Origin of the sequence: Micromonospora sp. NPDC049645 (assembly GCF_040675155.1) — a bacterium.
In the GTDB taxonomy this organism is placed as follows: domain Bacteria; phylum Actinomycetota; class Actinomycetes; order Mycobacteriales; family Micromonosporaceae; genus Micromonospora.
The window spans coordinates 1-21,444 of the sequence record NZ_JBFAOI010000031.1 but is presented as its reverse complement, the minus strand read 5'-3'; the positions used below and the strand labels follow the sequence as shown (position 1 = coordinate 21,444).

Here is a 21,444-nt window from a genome sequence, read left to right as displayed (position 1 = left end):
CGGTTCAAAATCGTGGTGTACGCACTATCCGACAACCGACCCGCCGCCACCGCAGTACCAAAATAACGACCCTTCTCGGCAGCGGACGCCCCCAGCGTCGTTCCGGCGGCGGCCGGCGTCGTCAGGAACAGCGCCACGCCGGCGGCGAGCGCACCCGCGCCGGTCAGCGCGATGGCGGCTCTCGATGCCGCCTTCCATCTCACGGCTCTCATCGTGTGACTCCTTTGTGGTGGGTGGGAAAGAGGGATCAGGACACCGAACAGGCGGCACCGTTGAGGGCGAACGACGAAGGCTTGCCGGTGCCACCCTCATGTGTGGCCTGGAAGCCGATCTCGACCGTCGCGTTCGGGGCGATGGTGCTGTTGTAGGAGACGTTGCGGGCGGTCACCGCACCGCTCGCCGGGGCGTACTGGGCGTTCCAGCCGCTGGTGATGCGCTGCCCGGTGGGCAGCGTGAAGGTCAGCGCCCAGCCGCTCACGGCGGTGGCACCGGTGTTGGTGATGGCGACGCTCGCGGTGAGACCGCTGTTCCAGGCGTTGACCGTGTAGCCGACCCGGCACGCGCCCTCGGTGGGCGGCGGAGTCGTCGGAGGTGGAGTCGTCGGAGGTGGGGTCGTCGGCGGTGGAGTCGTCGGCGGTGGGCTGGTCGGCGGTGGGGTGGAGCCGTCCAGCCCGAAGAAGCGGATCACCTGCGCGGCGTCGACCGGCAGGTTGTGCGTGACACCCTGCATGCTGATCGCCTCGACCGGCGCCATCGGGCCGTTGCCGCCGTAGCGGGTGCGGGTGTAACCGGACTGCGGGGTGTCGGTGTACGTCGGGGTCTGGCTCAACCCGTGCACGTTGGTCCACTGCTTGACCTGCTCGCCGAAGTTCGGGTAGCGCAGCGTCTCGTCGTTGGTGCCGTGCCAGATCTGCATCCGAGGCCGCGGGCCGGTGTAACCGGGGTACGCCCCCCGGACCAGGTCACCCCACTGCTGCGCGGTTCGGACGACTTGCCCGTTGGCGCACTCGCTGTTCCACTCCGAGGTGCCACCGGTGGCGAAACAGGCGAACGGCACCCCGGCGAACGAGGCGCCCGCCGCGAACACGTCGGGGTAGTCGCCGAGCATGACGTTGGTCATCATCGCCCCGGAGGAGGTGCCGGTGGCGAAGATCCGCGCGGGGTCGGCCGAGTAGCGCTGCCGCACGTAGTCGACCATCGACATGAGCCCGACCGGGTCGCTGCCGCCGCCGCGGCGCAACGCCTGCGGCGAGTAGACGTCCCAGCACTTGCTGCTGCGGGTGGCCGACGGGTAGATCACGATGAACCCGTACCGGTCGGCGAGGGACGCGTACTGCGTGCCCGAGTGGAACGCCGGGCCGGTCCCGGTGCAGTAGTGCAGGGCCAGCAGGATCGCCGGTCGGGTCGCCACCCGGTCCGGTACGTACAGGTGCATCTGCAGGTTGGTGGGGTTGGTGCCGAAGTTGGTCACCTGCGTGAGCGTTGCCGCCGACGCGGGGGTGGCGAACGTCAACGCGGCGGCGGCCAGCGTCACGGCCGCCATGGCGACGCCAAGCGTCCTTGTCTTCAGTGTCATCGTCGCGATCCCTTGCGAAAAAGGCGCGTGGAAGGGGACTTAAGTCGAGGACTGCCCTTCGCCCGACCTTGACCGCGGCTCGCGTGACCATGTCAGCTTCAATCGAGCGCCCTCGATTGTCAAGACTTCCGGAAACCTTTCGCGGCAAGGGATTCGGTGGTCACCTGCGCAGCAACCGACCCTGGCGGGCGTGGTCAGCGGCAATGGCTTGCGAGCAATTATCGGAAGGTTCCCGGAAGGTGCCGAGCACGAGGCGAAGCAAGGCCCGACCGTCCGGCCAGGCCCCGCCGATCAGTAAATGCGTCGCCCCCGCCCGTCCGGCACCCCGGACTTGCGGAAGAAGTACGTGTTGATCTGGTCGCGCCACTCGGTGGCACACCGCACCTGCTCGTCGAGACGTTCGGCGACCCGCTCGTACACGCTCGGGTCGATCATCCCGTGCAACGTCTGCCACCGTCGCCGCATCGCCCTGACCTCCTCGACCCCGGCGAAGTGGGTGTCGTAGATGTGCTGGATGACGGTGGAGCCACTGTGCAGCACGTGACCGTACGGCACGTGGTGGAAGAAGAGCAGCAGCTCGTCGGGGCAGCTCTCGACCGACTCGTACACCTGGGCCCAGTACGGCGGGTACTGGCCGGCGAAGCCGGTGCCCGACGCCCGGCTGCGGTCGACGCCCACGCCGTCGCGGTCGGCGAAGTGGTAGGTGCCCCACCGCGTGTACTCGTACCCGTCGACGCCGGGGCCGTAGTGGTCGCCGGGGTTGACCATGAATCCGACGCCCAGCGGGGCCGTGTAGCGCTCGTAGGTGCGCCACGAGTCGTCCATGATCTCGTGCAGGGTCCGCCGCACCAGCTCGGCGTCGGCCGTCGCCGACGGCGGGAAGGTCAGCGTGATCCACTCGTCGAGGATCTCCGTCGGATCCCGACGGGGATCCCAGGCCAGCCGGCCGAACGTGTACAGGTTGGCCTGCGCCAACGGATGCCCGGTCCAGAAGACGTCGTCGCCGACGTTGGCCACGGCGACCAGCCCGCCGCCCGCCGCCGTCTCACCCGTGACCACGTCGGCGATCGTCCGCCCACCCGGCCCCCAGGGGGCGAAGCGCAGCACCTCACTCCACCACGGGCCGAGATGGCAGACGTGCCGCTGCTGTCCCGTGTACTCCTGGGTGACCTGCAACTCCACCGCCAACCGGGTCGCCGGCATGGCGGCGAGCACCGGGGAGACCGGCTCGCGGGTCTGGAAGTCCACCGGGCCGAACTTCACCTGGACGACCACGTTGGTGCGGAACCGCCCGTCGAGCGGGGCGAAGTGGTCGTACGCGGCCCGGGCCCGGTCGGTGGACCGGTCCCGCCAGTCCTGGTGGTGGTTGTAGACGAACGCCCGCCAGTGCACCACTCCCCCGTGCGGGGCCAGCGCCTCGGCCAGCAGGTTCGCACCGTCGGCGTGGTCACGCCCGTACGTGAACGGGCCGGGTTGCCCCTCCGAGTCGGCCTTCACCAGGTAGCCGCCGAAGTCGGGGATGCGCTCGTACACCCGCCGGGTGGTCGCGGCCCACCAGGCCCGCACCGCCGGGTCGAACGGGTCTGCGGTCGGCAGGCCACCGAGGACCACCGGCGCGGCGAAGCTGACCGACAGGTGCACCCGGATGCCGTACGGACGCAGCACGTCGGCGATCTCGGCCACGTCGCCGAGCCGTTCGGTGAGCAGCAGCGCCTCGGTACGGGCCACGTTGACGTTGTTCACCGAGATCGCGTTGACGCCGCAGGAGGCCAGCAGCCGCCCGTACTCGCGCACCCGGGCCAGGTCGCCGCGCGCACGACCGTCCTGCCAGAAGATCGAGCCACCCGCGTACCCCCGTTCGACCTGGCCCATCACCGGGTGCACGGCCACGTTGTCCCAGTGGTTGAGCATCCGCCGACGCAGCGCGGGCCGGTGCCGCTCCGCCGGGCGGGCCGGATCGAAGGCTGCCGCGCAGAGCCGGACCACGTGGAAGAGCCCGTACAGCAGGCCGGCTGGCGCGTCGGCCAGCACCACGGTCACGTCACCGGCCCGTGCCAGCAGGAAACCCTCGTCGCCGAGCCGCTCGCCGTCGGCGCCTTCGATCAGCGCCGCCGCGGCGGCGCGCGCCGCCTGCACCGCCGGGTTGGGCAGCTCGTCGGCGCCCCGCAGGGCGAGTACCAGGTCGACGTCGACATCCCAGGAGGGGGAATGCCACACCCGCCCGCCGTAACGCGCGCAGGCACGCGACACCTCGTGGAGGACGGTGTCGACGAGCAACCCGTCACCGTGGACCAGAACGCGGCGCGCGCCGAGCGACCGGAACGCCTCCGGGGGCAGCCAGGCCGGGTGGACGCGCGGCTCGTCACCATCCACCGGGTCCTCGACGAACATCAGTTGCTCCAACTCCACCGACTCTTCGGCGTTCACCTGTCCTCCTTCTCTCGCTGGCCCGGCCCGGCAGGCTCATGTGGTGAACTCTTTCCGGATCAGGTGGATCATCGGGTCGCTGACCCGCAGGTACGCCAGGACCGCGATCGACGCGAGCAACATCAGCACCGCCTCGGAGGTGACCGCGGTGATCCCGGCCGCCGCGGTCAGCAGCAAGGCGTTGCCGACGGTGACAGCGGGGGAACGCACGAGGAAGTGCACGGACAGTCGGAGCACGTCCCGGGTGCGGAAGTCGAACAGCGAGGTGATCATCAGGGCGTTGGCCGCGCAAAGTGTCACCCCCACCGCGATCAGGACCAGCGGCACCGCCCACCAGCTCGCCAGGCCGACCGCACCGGAGTAGGCGAGGTTCACGCCGAGCACCGCCAACCACGACAGCGTCGGCACCCAGACGCGCAGCACCCCGAGGACGTTCGCCCGGTAGCCGCGCCAGAACAGGGCGGCGGGACGCAGGTCGGTCAGGTCGGGTCCCTGCTGGCGCAACGCGTACAGGGCGGCGGAGATCGCCGGGCCGACCGGGACCAGGAGGAGCGCGACCAGCGGCAGGTTGCTGGGGTCGCGGCCCAGCAGCACCAACGGGAGCAGGCCGGGCAGGGTGGTGAGCAGCAGCAACAGCTCGACCACGAGCAGGGTGTAGACGCGTGAGGCGACCCGCGACAGTGGCCCGTCGCCGAACTGTCGCCAGGCCCGGGTCGCGCCACTCACGGTCGCTCCCTCCGGTCGACGTGGCCGAACGCTTGCCGGGAGTCCGGTCGGGCGGGGGAACCACCCGACCGGACTCCGCGCCACTCAGCCGTTGTTCTTCTGGAACCGCTCGTACGCCTTGTTGACCAGATCGATGTACTGCTCGGAGTTCTTCGCCTTCAGCTCGACCACGTACGCGTCCCACTCGCTGAGGGGGCGCTGGCCGAGTGCGAACTTCAGCGTGTTCTGGGTGACGAAGTCCTTCAGCGGGGTCTCCCAGAGCGACACCTGCTCGCGTTCCTCGTCGGTGAACGGGTGCGGCGGGGGGACCTCCCTCGGTTTGCGGGCGTCCATGACCTTCTGGAACTCCAGCTCCTCCGGGGAGAAGAACCCGCGGACCAGGTCCGGGGTGCCGCCGTAGGCGAAGACGCCGTTGTGGAAGCCGAAGTCCTTCTGCAGGTGCTTGGTGCCCTTCGGGTTGATCCCGAGGAAGTCGACGTCGGCGGTGACCGAGCGCTTGCCGGACGCGTCCTTGGTGAAGGTGGTGCCCTCGACACCCCAGCGGGCGAACTCCATGCCGGCGTCGGAATACCACAGCCAGTCGATGAACTGCATCATGGCCACAAAGTTCTTGCTCTCCCGGGCCTTCGTGGAGATCATGATGCCGTTCTCCAGCCGGGGGAACGGATTGATCTCGCCGGCCGGGCCGATCGGCAGCGGGATCTTCGCCATCTTCGCGTTCGGCAGGGTCTTGGCCAGGTCGGGACGGTGATTGTTGACCAGCGTCTGCGCGTTGCCGGTGACCACGAACGATTTGCCGTTGGCGAGCTTCTGGCGGGCCTGGTCGTCGGTCTGGGTGAAGCTCTCCGGGTCGAGCAGGCCCTCGGCCACGAGCTTGTGCAGGTAGGTGACCATCTGCTTGTACTGCTCGGACGAGCCGGTGTAGCTGAACTTCTTCGCCGCCGGGTCCCAGGTGGCGTGCTGGTAGTCCCAGCCGGCCTGGGTGCCGTGGGCCGAGCCGAGGATGTTCAGCAGAGCGCCGGCCGGGTTGGGCTTGCTGAACAGGTCGGAGTACGGGTAGACGTTCGGGTACTTCGCCTTCATCGCCTTGAGCACCGTGTACAGCTCGTCCCAGGTCTTCGGGACGGCCAGGTTGAGCTCCTGCATGATGTCGGTGCGCACCAGCACCGTGTAGTCCTGTGTGGGCTTCTCGTGCACCCCGGGCAGCAGGTAGAACTTACCGTCCGCCTGCCGCAGGTTGTCGATCTCCGGCTTGAGGTTCCACTTGGAGATCTTGTCCTTGAGGTTGGGCATCAGGTCCAGGTAGTCGCTCACCGGGAGGATCGCCCCGGAGGCCACGAACGCGTCCTCCTGCGGGTGGTACGTCTTCGGGATGATCAGCGGCGCGTCCCCGGCGCCGATCAGCAGGCTGCGCTTCTGCTCGTAGTCGCTCAGCGGCACGGCCACCGGCTCGATCTTGACGTTGGTCCGCTTGGTGAGTTCCGACCAGAACAGCCAGTCCTCCTTCAGCGGATAGAACGTGTGGTTGTTGTAGAGGGTGGAGAAGGACAGCGGCTCGGTGGCCTTGAACTGGTCGCCGACGCCGTAGGTGGCCATCGCGCCGACCCGGTTCTCGGAGAGGTCCTTCGACTCGCCGGGGTCCTCGGAACAGGCGGTGGCAAGGGAGAGCGCGAGCAGACCCGCGGTGGCCATCGCCACCCGGCGCCCCGTTCTGTGGAGCATGGCTCGTCCTTTCGGTGGTGGGGTTCGGAGGTGGAGCGGTGCGGCGCCCGCCGTCATCCCTTGACCGCGCCGAGCATGACGCCTGAGACGAAGTACCGCTGGACGAACGGGTAGACCGCCAGGATCGGCAGCGTGGTGAGCACGATCGTCACGGCCTGGAGCGTGGCCGCGGCCTGCACGACATCGGCGTCGGCGGCGCCGGACTGCTGTGCGTCGGTGGCGCCCGCGATCAGGTTGCGCAGGTACACGGTGACCGGCAGCAGATCCTGCTGGTCGATGTAGAGGAACGCGGTGAACCAGGAGTTCCAGAAGGAGACCGCGTAGAAGAGCACCATCGTGGCGACGATCGCCTTCGACAGCGGCAGCACGATCCGCAGCAGGATGCCGTACGTGTTCAGCCCGTCGACCGCCGCGGCCTCCTCCAGCTCGCTCGGCAGGCTCTCGAAGAACGCCTTCATCACCAGCAGGTTGAACACGCTGATGGCGTTGGGGATCGCCACGGCCCAGATGGTGTTCTTCATCCCCAGGCTGGTCACCAGCACGTAGTTGGGGATCAGGCCACCGGAGAAGAACATGGTGAACAGCGCGACACCGACGAGCACGCCGCGCCCCTTGAGCTGCGGCTTCGACAGCACGTACGCGTAGCAGGTGGTCAACACGATCGAGATGAGCGTCGCGACCACCGTGTACACCACCGTGTTGCGGTAGTTCGTCCAGAACATCGAGTCGGACATCACCAGCCGGTACGCGGTCAGGTCGAACCCACGCGGGACGACGCTGACCTTTCCGGCGATGATGTACGCCTCCTCGCTCAACGACCGGGCCACGATGTTGAGGAACGGGTACAACGTCACGACCACGACGCCGAGCAGGACGACCGTGTTGACGACTCGGAAGACCCGGTAACCCCGACCGTCCACCGGCCCACGCGTCTTCGGGGCGTCGGTCTTCGCGCCGAGGGTCACCACAGGCTCGTCCCCACCGTGCGACGGGAGACGAGGTTCGCCGACAGGACCAGGATCAGCCCGATCACCGCCTCGAACAGGCCGATGGCGGCCGCGTAACTGAAGTTGCTCGACTGGAAGCCCATCCGGAACAGATAGGTGGAGACCACGTCCGCGGTCGGGTACGTCAGCGGGTTGTAGAGCAGCAGGATCTTCTCGAACCCGACCGCCAGGAAACTGCCGATGTTGAGGATCAGCAGCGTCACCATCGTCGGCCGGATGCCGGGCAACGTGACGTGCCAGGTCTGCCGCAGCCGGCTGGCTCCGTCGATCCGGGCGGCCTCGTACAGGTCCTCGTCGATGGTGGTGAGGGCGGCGAGGTAGAGGATCGTGCCCCAGCCGACGGTCTGCCAGACCTCGGACGAGACGTAGATGGTGCGGAACCACTCCGGTTGTTGCAGGAACGCCACGGCGTCCCCACCGAACAGCCGGACGAGTTGGTTGGCCGTGCCGTCGATCGAGGTCAACTGCATGACCATCGCCGCCACGATCACGATCGACAGGAAGTGCGGCAGGTACGACACCGACTGGACGAACCGCTTGAAGCGGCGGGCCCGGACCTCGTTGAGCAGCAGCGCCAGCACGATCGGCAGCGGAAAACAGAACAGCAGGGTCAGCGTGCCGAGCACCAGGGTGTTGGTGAACACCTCCCAGAACGTCGGGTCGCTGAGGAACATCCGGAAGTACCGCAGCCCCACCCAGTACTCGCCGAAGATGCTGCCGCCCGGCTTGAAACGGCGGAAGGCGATGATGTTGCCGATCATCGGCAGGTACCGGAAGACCAGGAAGAACACCAACGGCAGGACGGCGAGGGAGTAGAGCTGCCAGTCCCGGCGCAGCGCCTGCCGCCAACTGCGGCGGCGCGGCGGCTGCGGCGCGGAACTCCGCGCCTCGGCGCGGGAAGCGGGTGGCGCCGGCGGTGGTGGCCGCATCGTCGATGTCATCCTGCGCCTCCTATGCCGACTGCGCGACGGCCACGAGGGGCTCGACCCGTACCGACGTGAGCATCTCCCGCTCGTGGCCGACCTCGCGCTCCGCGCCGACCAGGCGCAGCGGCAGGGTCGCCACCGTGTCGGCGCTGGACCGGCCGAACCGCAGCTCGACCCTGCCGGGCTCGACGATCCGCCGGCCGGACCGGCCGACGAACGACGCCACGTCGGCCGGTACGCCGAACGTCACGTGCGCCACCTCGCCGGACGCCAACGGCAGCCGGGTGTAGCCGATCAGCCGGACCACCGGACGGGTGGTCTGTGCCACCGGGTCGTGCAGATAGAGCTGCACGACCTCGGTGCCGGCCCGGTCGCCGGTGTTGGCGACGGTGATCCGTACCCGCACCTCGCCGTCGACCGGCCAGGCCGGCGGCTCGTCCCCCGGCGCGCTCGCCGACTCGACCACCACGGGGTCGGACCACTCGAAGGTGGTGTAGCTCAGCCCGTGGCCGAACGGGTACGCCGGAGTGGGATCGATCGACGAGACCTTGTTGCGTCGGCCGAGCGGCGGTGCGAGGTAGGTGCTCGGCAGCCCTCCAGCGTCACGGGGAACGCTGACCGGCAGCCGCCCGGAGGGGTTCACCGCGCCGGTGAGCACCTCGGCGAGCGCCTGCGCGCCGAGTTGGCCGAGGAAGAACGCCTGCACCACGGCTGCCGCGCCGTCGAACTCCGGGCCCAACGCGTACGGGCGACCGGTCATCAACACCAGGACGACAGGCGTGCCGGTGGCCAGGACGGCACGGACGAGGTCGGCCTGCACGCCGGGTAGCCGCAGGTCGGCGGCGTCGCAGCCCTCGCCGGAGGTGCCCCGGCCGAACATTCCCGCCCGGTCGCCGACGGCCAGCACGCACACGTCGGCGGCGGCGACCGCGGCGACGGCGGCCGGGATGCCCGAGGTGTCCTCGCCGGTGATGGCGCAGCCCGGCTCGTGGGTGAGCAGCGGAACGCGTCGGGCCAACTCGTCGCGCAGTGAGGGGATGGCCAGGCCGAGCCCGAAATCGCTGTGGTGGACACCCACGTGGTTGGGGAACGAGTAGCAGCCGAGCAGGGCCATCGGGTCGTCGGCGGCCGGGCCGACCAGGGCGACCCGTCCGCCGGCCGGCAGCGGGAGGATGCCGGTGTTGCGCACCAGGACGACGGACTCCCGGGCCAGGCGTACGGCGATGTCCTGGCTGGCCTCGTCGTCGAAGCGCAGGGACGCCACGTCGTCGGGCAGCTCACGCCAGCCCTCGTCGAGCAGACCGATCTCGATTTTCTGGATCAACACCCGCCGCAACGCGCTGTCGATCAGCGCCTCGTCGACCTCGCCGCGGCGCACGGCCTCCACCAACGGTTCGCCGAAGGTGTCCACCGTGGGTAGCTCGACGTCGATCCCGGCCCGCAGGGCGAGCCGGGCGGCGTCGGCGGCGTCCTCGGCGACACCGTGCAGGGTCTGCAGGAAGCGTACGGCGAAGTAGTCGGCCACCACGGTGCCGGTGAAGCCCCACTCGTCGCGCAACAGCCCGGTGAGCATCCCGTGGTCCGCGGCGACGGGCAAACCGTCGATCTCGGCGTAGGAGTTCATCACCGAGCGGGCGCCGCCGTAGCGCAGCGCCATCTCGAACGGCGGCAGGATGACATCGGCCAGTTCGCGGCGGCCCATCGGCACCGGCGCGAGGTTACGTCCGCCGCGGGAGGCGGAGTAGCCGGCGAAGTGCTTCAGCGTGGCCACCACGCCGGCCCGCTCCAGGCCCCGCACGTACGCGGTGCCGGTCGTTCCCACCAGGTAGGGGTCCTCGCCGATCGTCTCCTCGGTGCGACCCCAGCGGTAGTCGCGGGTGACGTCCAGGACCGGGGCGAGGCCCTGGTGCACGCCGGCGGCGCGCATCGACCGCCCGATCCGGTCGGCCATGGCCTCAACCAGCTCCGGGTCGAAGGAGGCGCCCCAGCTCAGCGGGGTCGGATAGACGGTGGCGCGCCACGCGGCGAACCCGGTGAGGCACTCCTCGTGCACCTGCGCCGGGATGCCGAACCGACTGGCGGCCACGATCTGCGCCTGCGACGCCGCCAGCGACCGGGCGCCGAGCACCGGGTCGACCGGGGCGGTGCCGAAGGGGCGGGTGAGCTGCCCCAGCCCGTACCGGATGACGGTGCTCCACGGCGGCAGCTCGCTGATCATGTCCGACTGGTGCGGCGCGACGCCCTCGCCGCTGGCCTCCGCGCCGACCCAGACGCCGACGAGTTGGGCGATCTTCTCCTCCAGGGACATCACTGGCAGGAGCGCCTCGGCACGCTCGATCGGCGACAGCCGCTGATCGCGCCACGGTGCGGCGTCGCTGTCCCCGGGCAACTGACTGCTCATGCCAAGACCCCTTAGCTCCGGCCACATCCCCGTGCCCTGGTGGAACCAGCTCCGTGGCGGACGTTTCTCACGATCCGAAACTTTCCGGAAACCTGCGCAACCTTTTCGGCAACCTAAGGTCCGCATCGATGCCTGTCAAGGGTCTCAATCGGACTGCCAGGGCCTCTTGCCGCACCCGATGACCCTGCCCTCGGCGCCCGGTCGCCGGTGACCCATGCCGTGGCCCGCCCCGGGGCCGACCGTTCGCCGGACCGACTGGCGTGAATGTCTGATCGTGTTAAGGTCTGCCGAAACTTTCGGATGTTGTATGAGGCCGCGATGACAGAGCACCACCCGCTCGGCCCACCCGCCTCGGCCACCATCGCGACCATCGCCAACGACGTCGGCGTCTCGGTCGCGACGGTGTCCAAGGTCCTCAACGGACGTGGCGATGTCGCTCCCGGCACGAGAGCGCGGGTGGAGGCGAGCCTCGACCGCCACCAGTACCAGCGCCGCGCCCGACGCCACTCGACCAGCGGGGGCCGGATCGACCTCGTCTTCCACGAGTTCGACACGGGTTGGGCCATGGAGATCCTGCGGGGCGTCGAGGCGGTGACCTCCGCGGCCGGCATCGGGCTGTCGGTCGCCCAGCTCGACGGCGCGCACCGCCCGCCCGCCCGCTGGCTGGACGCGTTACTCGCCGACCGCCCACTGGGCGTGGTGTTCGTCCTCTCCCACCTGGCCGAGGCGGAACAACAGCACCTGCGGCGACAGGGCGTCCCCTTCGTCGTCGTCGACACCGACAGCGCGACCTCGGCCTCCGTGCCCACCGTCGGGTCGAACAACTGGAACGGCGGCCTACTCGCCGCCCGGCACCTGTTGGAGCTGGGCCACCGACGGATCGCCATCATCTCCGGGCCCCCCGACGTGCTCTGCAGCCGTGCCCGCGCCGCCGGATTCCAGTCGGCCCACGACGAGGCGGGAATAGTGGTCGACCGCGAGTTGATCCGCTACGGCAGCTTCTCCGCCGGCGCCGGGCACGCCCACGGGCTGCAACTGCTCCAGCGCCCGGACCGACCCACGGCGATCTTCGCCGGGTCGGACATCCAGGCCATGGGAGTGCTCCGGGCCGCCCGTCAGTGCGGCCTCCGAGTGCCCGAGGACCTTTCCGTGATCGGGTACGACAACCTGCCGGTCTCCGCCTGGACCGACCCGGCGCTCACCACGATCAACCAGCCGTTGCGCGACATGGCCGGCATCGCCACCCAGATGTTGCTCGACCTGACCAGGGGTAACGAGCCGGCGACCAGCCGGATCGACCTGGTGACCGAGTTGGTCGTCCGGGAGAGCACCGCACCCCCCGCCAACCCGCACTGACCGGCCCCTGCGAGGACCCGTGCCCCACTCCGCCCTCACCTTCGACGACCTTCAGCGCTACGCCCCCGAGGTCGACGAGCCCGACGACTTCGACGTGTTCTGGCGGGACACGCTCGCCGAGGCGACCGGGGCGCCGGTGCTCGTCGACGTCCGTCCGGAGCCCACCGACCTACGGCTGCTCGACTCCTGGGACGTCACGTTCGCGGGCTTCGGCGGCGACCCCGTACGGGCCTGGTACACCCGCCCGGCAGGTGTTCGGGAGCCGCTGCCGGCCGTGGTGGAGTACGCCGGCTACGGCCGTGGCCGGGGCCTGCCCCACGAGCGGCTGACCTGGCCCACCGCCGGGTACGCGCACCTGCTGATGGACAACCGGGGCCAGGCCGGGCAGCACGGCGCCGGGGACACCCCCGACCCGCACGGCGCGCCCGGCGGGCCCTCGCCGGTGACCTGGGGAATCCTCGACCCGCGTGACTACCACTACCGTCGCCTGATCACCGACGCGGTCCGGGCGGTCGAGGCGGTCCGCGCGCTGCCGGGCGTCGAGGGTGACCGGGTCACCGTGGTCGGCAACAGCCAGGGCGGAGGCATCGCCCTGGCGGTGGCCGGTCTCGTCGACGATCTCCGTGCGGTGTTGACCACCGCTCCGTTCCTGTGCGACATGCGCCGGGCCGTCGCGCTCACCGACCTCGCACCGTACGGCGAGATCGCCCGGTACCTGGCCGTGCAGCGGGAGGCCGAGGAGGCGGTCTGGCGCACCCTGTCCTATGTCGACGGGGTCAGCTTCGCGCGGCGCGCGACGGCGCCGGCGCACTTCGGCGTCGGCCGGCGCGACACCGTCTGCCCACCACGAACCGCCTTCGCCGCCTACAACCACTACGGTGCCGCGAACGGACGACCGGTCCCGCCCGAGCGGGAGATGCACGTCTACCCGTTCAACGGTCACGAGGGCGGTGAGGCCGTCCACGTCCGACGTCAGCTGCGCTGGCTGGACACGGTGCTGCGGTCGGACCACCGGGCCGCGCAGCGCTAGCAGCTCTGCCGGTTGCCCGCCCGTGGTTCGCTGGTGTGGGTGCCGTCGGCCGGGGGCACTGTGTCTAGCAGACGATCCGCACGACGCCATCTGATGGCAGGTCGGGGTGCGCGCCATGGATCAGCGGTTGACAGTCCACATTGATGACGAGCTGGCCGGCGTTCAGTGGGGCCCGGAGACCACGGAACTCGTCCGGTGGTATCTCGACGATCACCTGCGTACGTCGTTCGAGATCGGCGACGGCCGTGCCGGTCAGGCCGAGACCGCGATCGTCGGCGAGGTCCGGCCGTCGACGCCGCCACCGGTGGAGCTGCCGGGAGAGCAGTTGCGGGTGATCGTCCTGGTCGGCGGCCCGGACGGCAGCGGGCCGCACCGGCTGGTGAGCCGGCGGATGGCCGTCCGGCTCGGCGCACTGCGGGCGCCGATCGGGGTGGAGGCCTTCCACACCCCCGACGGATACGACAGCGACAAGGTGGTCGCTCTCGTACGGTCACGGGCCGAGGCGGGCCAGCCCATCCACGTCATCCACATCGAGGACGGCGTGCCGATTCAGGACGGCCTCGGCGCCCTCGGCGTGCCGATCGTGGTGCTTCCCGGCGGTCGATCCGACCCGGACAGCCGGGCGGCGGTCACGGCTCAGGCGGTCCGCATCGTCGAGGAAGGCGCCAAGGCGGTCATCACCCTCGGTTCGGCACTGCACGCGACGGCCGCCGCGGAATTCCTGCTGACCGTCTACGACGAACTGCTCGGCGGAGGGCATCTCACCGAGGCGGTCGCGGCGGGCCGTCGTCGTCTCGCCCGCGGCACCTCCGACTCGGTGGTCCGGCGGCGCGCCGACCGGCTGCTGCCGGCGCTCGTCCTCAGCGCCGACCCGGGTATCCCCCGGGCACGGACCGACCGCGAGCCCGGTCGGACCGACGAGAAGCTGGACGAGCTGCGGAACGCGGACGGCAACAGCGGCGGCATGCTGCACTCGATGACCGACCCGGTCGGAAGCGACTCACTGATTGCGACGATCCAGGCCGCGGCCCGGCAGAAGAGACCGGTGATCCTGCACGGACCGTCCGGCACGGGCAAGAGCGAGGCGGCCCGGGCCTTCGGACGGTGGTCGGTGACGATGGGCCAGACGGCCGGACACGAGCGGGTGCTGTGGCATCCGGTCGAGTCCGGGGCGCCGACGTTCGCGGCGGCCCACCTCGCCGCCGCGCTCAGCCGCCAGATCCACGGACGTGATCACCAGCCCCTACGCCCCGGCAACCGTGCCAGCTGGGTGGAGCTGACCCTGACCGCGCTGTCCAGGCGGCCGATGCTGATCTTCCTGGACGGCCTGGAGATCGCCCACTCGCTGCCCGACCCCGGTTGCACGACCCCGGCCCTGACCGGCGAGGAGGCCAGCGAGCTGGCCGGATTCCTCCGCCGGCTGACGGAGACCGGGAGCACCGTCGTGATCACCAGTCGTGCCACCGAGGACTGGATCGCCGAGGCGACCCGCATCGAAGTCCACGGCTTCGACCCCGTCGAGGCGATGGAATTCGCCGAACGACAACTGCCGGCGGCGACCCGGTCGCGGCCCGCCTTCCTCGAACTGATGCGGCGGATCGGCGGCAACCCGCTGAGCCTGCGCCTGGCCGTCCCGCTGCTGTCGTCGGGAACGCCGGAGCAGTTCGTCGCCGAATCGGACCTCGTGCCGGCCCTTCCCGCCGAAGAACAGACCTCGCTGCCATGGGTGTTCGCGTACGTCCTGACGAAGTTGAGCCCGCACGCGCGGCGCCAGCTCGTCGTGACCAGCCTGTTCCGCGACCACGCCGACCTTGACGCGCTCGGCCTGGTGTCCCGGCACGGGCACATTCCGGCCCGGATCGCCGATCGGGACGCCGACGTGTGGGAGCCGATTCTCGAGGAGGCGAGCCGGGCCGGCCTGTACCGCTACGTCGGCAACTACCTCTACCTGCTCGACCCCGCGGTCCGCCGATACCTGGACCTGGCCTGGCGGGCGGACGCCGCCGAGTCGTACGAGGCGGAGCATGCGACGACGATGCGGTTCCTCTACCACATCTACGCGCAGATCGGGCCGATGCTCGTCAAGCACGACCTCGCCGGCGCGGACCCCGAACTCACGTTCTGGATGATCTACTTCCAGCGGCACACCTATGGCACCGTGTTCGGCGGCGCACTCGCGGACGGTGACTGGGGCATGGCCGCGAGCATCTATCAGCCGTTCGACGAGCTGGCCGACAGTCGGTGTCTGTTCGCCGAATCCCTGCTGTGGTTCGAGCGGTGCCGTGACGCGCTCGAGGGCGGCGGCGAGGGGTGGCCCCCTCCGCTCGGCGGGTGGGCGGGCACCCTCTGGGAGCTACAGACGATGTCCCAGGCCCGCAAGTGGCTGCGTGCCGGCGACGTCGACCATGCCGAGCGGCTCTACCTACAGGTGCATGACGCTCTCGCGGCCCATGGCGATTCCGCGAGGAGTCTGCGGGTGCTGGAACATCAGCTCGGCCGGGTCGCCGAGACCCGCCAGCGATGGGACGACGCAGAACAGTGGTACCGCCGGGCACTGGTCGGGGTGGACGAGGCCGAGCGTGCGAACACGTACCACCAGCTCGGTTTCGTCGCGGAGAACCGTGGCGAGCTCGAGGAGGCCGAGCGTCTCTACCGGAGGTCGCTCGACATCGTGACCGGGGCAGGGGATCGGGCCGCCCAGACCATCCGACTGCAGTCGCTGGCGATCGTGGCGAGAAAGCAAAACCGTCTCGGTGCGGCCGAGCACTGGCTGCGACTGGCCCTGGACGCCCACCTGGCCATGGAGGATCATGCCGGCGCCGCGGGCGTCTATCGCAACCTCGGTGAGGTTTTTGAGCAGCGCGACCGTCTTGAGGAGGCGGAGAAGCTCTATCGCCGCGCCGCGGAACTGTTCCTGCAAATCTCCGAGACGACCAGGTACGCCGACGTCTGCCGACTGCTCGGTTTCGTGATCGGGAAGCGCGGTGACCACGCCGAGGCGCAGCGCTGGCAGACCCGGTTCGTCGAGGTCGCCGAGCAGGTCGGCGACTACGGTGCGATGGCGGACGGCTACGACACTCTCGGCCAGCTCCTCGACCAGCAGGACCGGCCGGAGGAGGCCAGGACCTGGTTTCGCAAGATCATCGCGCTCGGTGCGGAGCGCGGTTCGGACGGGCTGATCCTCCGTGGGCGCCACGCGCTCGGTTGGTTCCATCTGCGCCGGCACGAGGAGGAGACCGCCGACCACGTCGTACGGGAAGGGCTGGCCCAGGCGCAGAACCTGGACCGCCGCGCGCTGGCGGGCACCTACGGCCTGCTCGCGCGGATCGGGATGTCCCGGGGGGACGCCAGCCAGGCGCTGGACGACGCGATCAGGGGCGTCGCCCTGTTCGACGACTTTCACCGTGTGGCCGGCACGTCCATTCTCGACTCGCCGGCGACCTCTCTCATCGTGATCGCACAGACGGTGGGGCTCACGGCGCTGGAGGATCGCTGGCAGACGATAACCGGGGCACCGCTACCCGACGAGATCCGCCAACAGCTGGCATTCGAAGAGGCGTTCGGTATCGACAGTTCGGCCATGACACGCGACGCCATCGCAGCCGGGATGACGGATCGCGGGGAGCTGTCGGACTACCTGCACGCGATGGCGATGTGGTGGGCGCACCAGGCCGGACTCACCCAGACCGACCTGACGGAGGCGCTGGTCACCTTCGGTCACCTCATGCCCGACCGGGAACAGTTGGTGCCGGAGCCACTACGGGAGCTGCTGCGGGCAATGGCCGCCGCGGACCCGGGCGTCGCCGACGGTGACCCCGCGACCTGGGCCGCCGAGGCGAGACGGCTGATGTACGACCCGCGTACCCAGGCCGATCCGACCGCCCTCGATCGGCTGATCGGCCTGCTCCGCTCGTACCTCGACACCCTGCCCGAAGGCTCGCCGGACTGGGCGGGCTGCCTGACCAACCTCGCCACCCAGCTTCGACACCGGTTCCGCCTGAACGGTTCCGCCGCGGACCTGGACGAGGTCATCGAGGTCGGCCGCACCGCCGTCGCGGCGTTCGGCGACAATCCGGAACCGCGCGCGGCGGCGCTGTTCAACCTGAGCAACGGCCTCGTCGTCCGATACGAGTTCGGCGGCGCGGCCGCCGACCTGGACGACGCCATCGACGGGCTACGCATCGCGGCGGACCTGCCGTCACCGCACCGCTTCCGCATCCTCTCCAGCCTGGCGGTCGCTCTTCGGATGCGATTCGAACGCGCCGGAGCGGCTGCCGACGGGGATGCCGCGGTGACCGTGGCGCGCCAGGCCGTGGAGGGCACCGATCCCGGCGACCCGGAGCTCTGTGGCGCGTTGACGAGCTTGTCGGCAGCGCTGATGGAACGGTTTCGACAACGCGCCGTCCCCGCCGACATCGAGGAGGCTGCGGAGTACGGCCGCCGTGCGGTCGCGGCGGCCCAGCCCGGGAGCCGGGATCGCGCGACGACGCTGAGCAACCTGGGGCGCATCCGCACCATGCTGTTCGTCATCACGCGCCGTACGGATGACATCGACGGCGCCGTCGAGGCCACCGGCCAGGCCATGGACCTCTGCGGTGCGGACGACCCGGAGCGACCAGCGATGCTGGTCAACCAGCTGGGCGCGATGGCGATCAGGTACACCACCACCGGACGCGACGACGGGCTGGAGGCCGTGCTGGACGAGGCCCGCCGTTGCGCCGACCGGGCCGTTCCGACCGTCCGCGCTCAGCTACTGGGCGGGGTGGCGGTCATCCTCCAGCACCGCTACCAGCTCTCGATGCTGCCCGAGGATGGCGCGGCCGCGGCCCGGGCCGCGCAGGCAGCCGCCGCCGAACCCGGGACGACGACGTTCGTCGACCTGATCGCGGGGCTCTACCACGGCTCGGCCGAGAGCGACGACGCCGTGGAGCGGCTCGTGGCGCGCAGCCGCGCCGACGTCGAGGCCGCGGCAGCCGACGGTGGCGAACCCGGCTCGACACTTCTGAGCGTGCTCGGCGGCGCCCTGCTGAACAGGTTCGAGCAGTCCGGGGAGCGAGCCGATCTCGACGAGGCGGTCGACATCCTCCGCCGGGTCGTGACACAGGCCGACGACGCAGCGACACCGCACCGGGCCTCGGAGCTACAGCGGGTACAACTGGCCTCGGCCCTGCTGCTGCGCTCGCAGGTCACCGAAACCCGCGACGACATCGAGGAAGCTGTCGCACTTCTACGGGACACGGTCGCCGGTCTCCCCACGGACGCGCCGGACCGGACGATCATCATGTTCACCTACGTGTTGGCGCTACAGAGCCGGTTCCGGTACAGCTCCGACGTGGGTGACCTCGACCTGGCCGTCGCCGTGGCCCGTCGGGCGATCGCCTCGACGTCGGCGGACCAGACCGATAGGCGGGTCGAGCTCCGCAGCGCACTGGCCGCGATCCTGACCGAGCGGTACCGGTACACGGGTAACGGCAACGACCTCGGGCAAGCCGTCCAGGCGTCCCGCGACGTCACCGAGGCGCTGTCCGCCGACGACCCCGCCCGAACCGGTCACCTCATCTCCCTGGCCGCCCGGCTGCACACGCTGTATGAACACGATGCCGATCCGGCTACGCTCGCCGCCGCCGTCACGACCGCCACCGAGGCCGCGGAGCTGGCACCACCCGGCGCTGCCGACCACGCGGCGGGACAGGCCACACTCGCCCGGATCCTGCTCACGGCGAGCGAACAGGAACTGGGCGGAGACATCGATCTCGTGGTCGACGCGGCGCTGCGCGCGGTCAACGCCACCACCGTCGACGACACCAGCCGAGCGCAGCGGCTGGCGGTACTCGCCAAGGCGTTGCTCGGCCGCGCCCTGAACCGGTCGTCATCCGATGACCTCCAGTTCGCGGCGGAAGCACTCATCGCCGCGCTGGAACTGGACCCCGGCAACGCGGGCCTGCGCGCCGACTGGGCGAACCTCTTCGACCTGGCCACGGCCGGTTCGGACGAGCCGGAGGCGCCGACGTACGCGATGCGGTACTGGCACGATGCCGCCCGCGCCCCCGCCACCTACCCGGCCCAGCAGGCGCGATCGGCCCGCACCTGGGCGGAACGCGCGGCGCTGGTCGGCGACCTCGAGCAGGCCCGGGAGGCCGTCGAACTGGTCACCGGTCTGCTCCCGCAGCTCGTGGAGGAGGGGCTCAGCGAAGCGGACCGGTTGCGCCACCTGGAGGACCTCCAAGGTTTCGGACCACTCGCGGCCTGGATGGAGCTCGCTGCCGACCCGCCGCAGGTCGAGGCGGCCTGGGAACGCCTGGAGAACGGCCGGGCGTTCCTCGTCCGTCAGGCGCTCGACGCGCACAACGATCTGACCGGCCTGCGCCGCGATCATCCGTCGACGGCCGAGGACGTCGAGCAGTTGCGGTGGTTGCTGGCCCACAGCCACGGCCGGGATCACACCGCCGGACCGGGCCTGCGGGAGCCACGGGAACTGGCAGCGCAATGGCGGCGTCTTCTCGACCGGATCCGGTCACTGCCCGGCCACGAGCGTTTCGGGCTTCCGCCCACCGTGACAGACCTGCGCGCGGTCGTCGGTGAACACACCGTGGTGGCCATCAACGTCACCCCGCACGGGTGCGCCGCGCTCGTCCTCACCGCGGACACGGTCGACCACGTTCCGCTCCCTCAGCTCGGACAGGAACGACTGCGTGAGCAGGCCGACCGGTTCCTCCGCGCGGTCGACCCCGAACCCGGCCACGAGGGCGACGCCGACGACGTGCACGACGTACTCGCCTGGTTGTGGGACACCACGATGGAGCCGATCCTGCACGCGCTGGGTCACACCACCGCGATCGACGCCGACGACGCCTGGCCGCACATCTGTTGGATGCCCACCGACGTGCTGTCGATGCTGCCCCTGCACGCGGCGGGCCACCATGAGGACGACGAGGCCGACCCGACACGGCGGGTCACCCTGGACCGGGTGGTCTCGTCGTACACGCTGACCGTCCGCTCCCTGGACCGCCGTGGCCGGCCCACCACCATCGACGACACGGGCGTGCTCCTGGTCGGGAGCCGCACCCCGGTCCGCGACGGGTACGCGCCCCTGGCCTTCGCCGAGGCCGAGTGCGAAGCGGTGCGACGCGTCCTCGGCGTCGGGTCGGAACCGCTGGTGGGCGACCGCGCCAACCCGGCCGCGGTGCTTGCCGCGCTACCCGGGACGACGATCGCGCACTTCGCCTGTCACGCCGTGGCGGACCGCCGTGACCCGGCGGCCGGCTATCTGCGGCTGCACGACGAGGTGTTGACCATCGGCCAGCTAATCCGTGCGGACGCGCCCCGGGCGTGGTTGGCCTACCTCTCCGCCTGTACAACCGGGGTCGTCTCACCCAGGCTGCTCAACGAGCCGGTCCACCTCGCCTCGGCGTTCCAGATCGCGGGTTTCGTGCACGCCATCGCGACCCTGTGGCCGATCTCCGACGCCGTGGCGCCGTCCGTGGCCTGGCACTTCTACCGAAACCTGAGACAGGGGCTGCCACCCGCGGTCGCCCTGCACCACACCACCCGGGCCATCCGGCGACGCCATCCCGGCAGGCCGCAGCTCTGGGCCTCACACCTGCACTTCGGACCGTGAACCCCGGCACCGTCGGTGGGGCCGCCTCACGCCATCCGTCCAGCGGTGCCGGGCTCGGCACCGCTGGACGGCGAGCGCCCGCCACCGCCGACCCCTGACGGGCGCTCACCACCGCACGGCCGGCTGCGTTGTGCACGTCGCCGCACGCGGGCTCATGTGCCGGACCGCACCCGCTGCCGGCCCAGCCCGCCAACCGGACAGAACGGGGCGGCGACGGGGGTCCGTCGCCGCCCCTCAGCCTGCTTAGACGCTCAGGAGGCGGTGCAGGACTGCACCACTGGTCGGCTCCAGTTGCCGTTGGCCATGGTGGTGAAGCCGAAGACGTTGCCGCTGCCGTTCGACCGCATGGTCATGACGTTTCCGCTGGTGTCCCAGCTCGGGCTGCCGTTCCAGGTGGAGGAGACCCTCTGCGGCGAGGTCACCGAGACCACGACGGTCCAGCTGCTCGCCCCGCTGACGGTCACCGAACTGTTGAACCGGTCGCCCCACCGGGTGCCGTCCTGCAGGGTCGCGGTGCAGCTGCCGCTGGGCGGGGTGGTGGGCGGAGTGGTCGGCGGGGTGGTCGGCGGGTCGGTGGGCGTGGTGCCGTTGTTCAACGCGGCGAGGACCGCGTCGTACGCCGCCTTCTTCGACCCGTTGCTGTTGAACAACAACG

The 21,444-nt window shown here is 70.4% G+C and carries 11 protein-coding genes and 1 pseudogene; 4 read left to right on the top strand and 8 right to left on the bottom strand.

Annotated features, from left to right (window positions below):
• The 8 genes and pseudogenes from AB0J33_RS30835 to AB0J33_RS30800 all read right to left on the bottom strand — a co-directional run.
• A pseudogene (locus AB0J33_RS30835) lies at positions 1 to 212 on the bottom strand (1,4-beta-xylanase); the annotation flags it as partial.
• Between the two features lie 35 nt (positions 213 to 247).
• Positions 248 to 1,576 (bottom strand): PHB depolymerase family esterase, encoded by a 1,329-nt coding sequence (locus AB0J33_RS30830; protein WP_363618617.1) that lies wholly within the window; start codon positions 1,574 to 1,576, stop codon positions 248 to 250.
• Positions 1,577 to 1,867: 291 nt separating this feature from the next.
• Entirely contained in the window at positions 1,868 to 4,003 is a 2,136-nt protein-coding gene (locus AB0J33_RS30825) for an alpha-glucuronidase (protein ID WP_363618616.1), read from the bottom strand.
• 36 nt (positions 4,004 to 4,039) lie between these two features.
• Positions 4,040 to 4,729: a hypothetical protein gene (locus tag AB0J33_RS30820; protein WP_363618614.1), complete on the bottom strand. Its 690-nt coding sequence runs from the start codon at positions 4,727 to 4,729 to the stop codon at positions 4,040 to 4,042.
• Positions 4,730 to 4,813: 84 nt separating this feature from the next.
• Positions 4,814 to 6,451 carry an extracellular solute-binding protein gene (locus AB0J33_RS30815; RefSeq protein WP_363618612.1) on the bottom strand — a complete coding sequence of 546 codons (1,638 nt, stop codon included), beginning with the start codon at positions 6,449 to 6,451 and terminating at the stop codon, positions 4,814 to 4,816.
• 53 nt (positions 6,452 to 6,504) lie between these two features.
• Entirely contained in the window at positions 6,505 to 7,416 is a 912-nt protein-coding gene (locus AB0J33_RS30810) for a carbohydrate ABC transporter permease (RefSeq protein ID WP_363618610.1), read from the bottom strand.
• Positions 7,413 to 8,399 (bottom strand): ABC transporter permease subunit, encoded by a 987-nt coding sequence (locus AB0J33_RS30805; RefSeq protein WP_363618608.1) that lies wholly within the window; start codon positions 8,397 to 8,399, stop codon positions 7,413 to 7,415. The genes AB0J33_RS30810 and AB0J33_RS30805 overlap by 4 nt, the downstream gene beginning before the upstream one ends.
• Before the next feature lie 10 nt (positions 8,400 to 8,409).
• On the bottom strand, positions 8,410 to 10,785 hold the full coding sequence (locus tag AB0J33_RS30800; protein WP_363618606.1) for a glycoside hydrolase family 3 N-terminal domain-containing protein: 2,376 nt from the start codon (positions 10,783 to 10,785) through the stop codon (positions 8,410 to 8,412).
• A 318-nt stretch (positions 10,786 to 11,103) separates the two neighbouring features.
• Between AB0J33_RS30800 and AB0J33_RS30795 the strand changes: the two genes are divergently transcribed.
• From AB0J33_RS30795 to AB0J33_RS30780, 4 genes are all read left to right on the top strand, one after another.
• Complete coding sequence (locus AB0J33_RS30795; protein WP_363618604.1) at positions 11,104 to 12,141, top strand: LacI family DNA-binding transcriptional regulator; 1,038 nt, start codon at positions 11,104 to 11,106, stop codon at positions 12,139 to 12,141.
• Positions 12,142 to 12,160: 19 nt separating this feature from the next.
• Positions 12,161 to 13,171 carry an acetylxylan esterase gene (locus AB0J33_RS30790; protein WP_363618602.1) on the top strand — a complete coding sequence of 337 codons (1,011 nt, stop codon included), beginning with the start codon at positions 12,161 to 12,163 and terminating at the stop codon, positions 13,169 to 13,171.
• 115 nt (positions 13,172 to 13,286) lie between these two features.
• Positions 13,287 to 20,789 carry a CHAT domain-containing protein gene (locus AB0J33_RS30785; RefSeq protein WP_363618600.1) on the top strand — a complete coding sequence of 2,501 codons (7,503 nt, stop codon included), beginning with the start codon at positions 13,287 to 13,289 and terminating at the stop codon, positions 20,787 to 20,789.
• Between the two features lie 351 nt (positions 20,790 to 21,140).
• Positions 21,141 to 21,444, top strand: a 304-nt coding sequence (locus AB0J33_RS30780; protein WP_363618598.1) for a hypothetical protein, incomplete at its 3' end; no start/stop codon positions are given.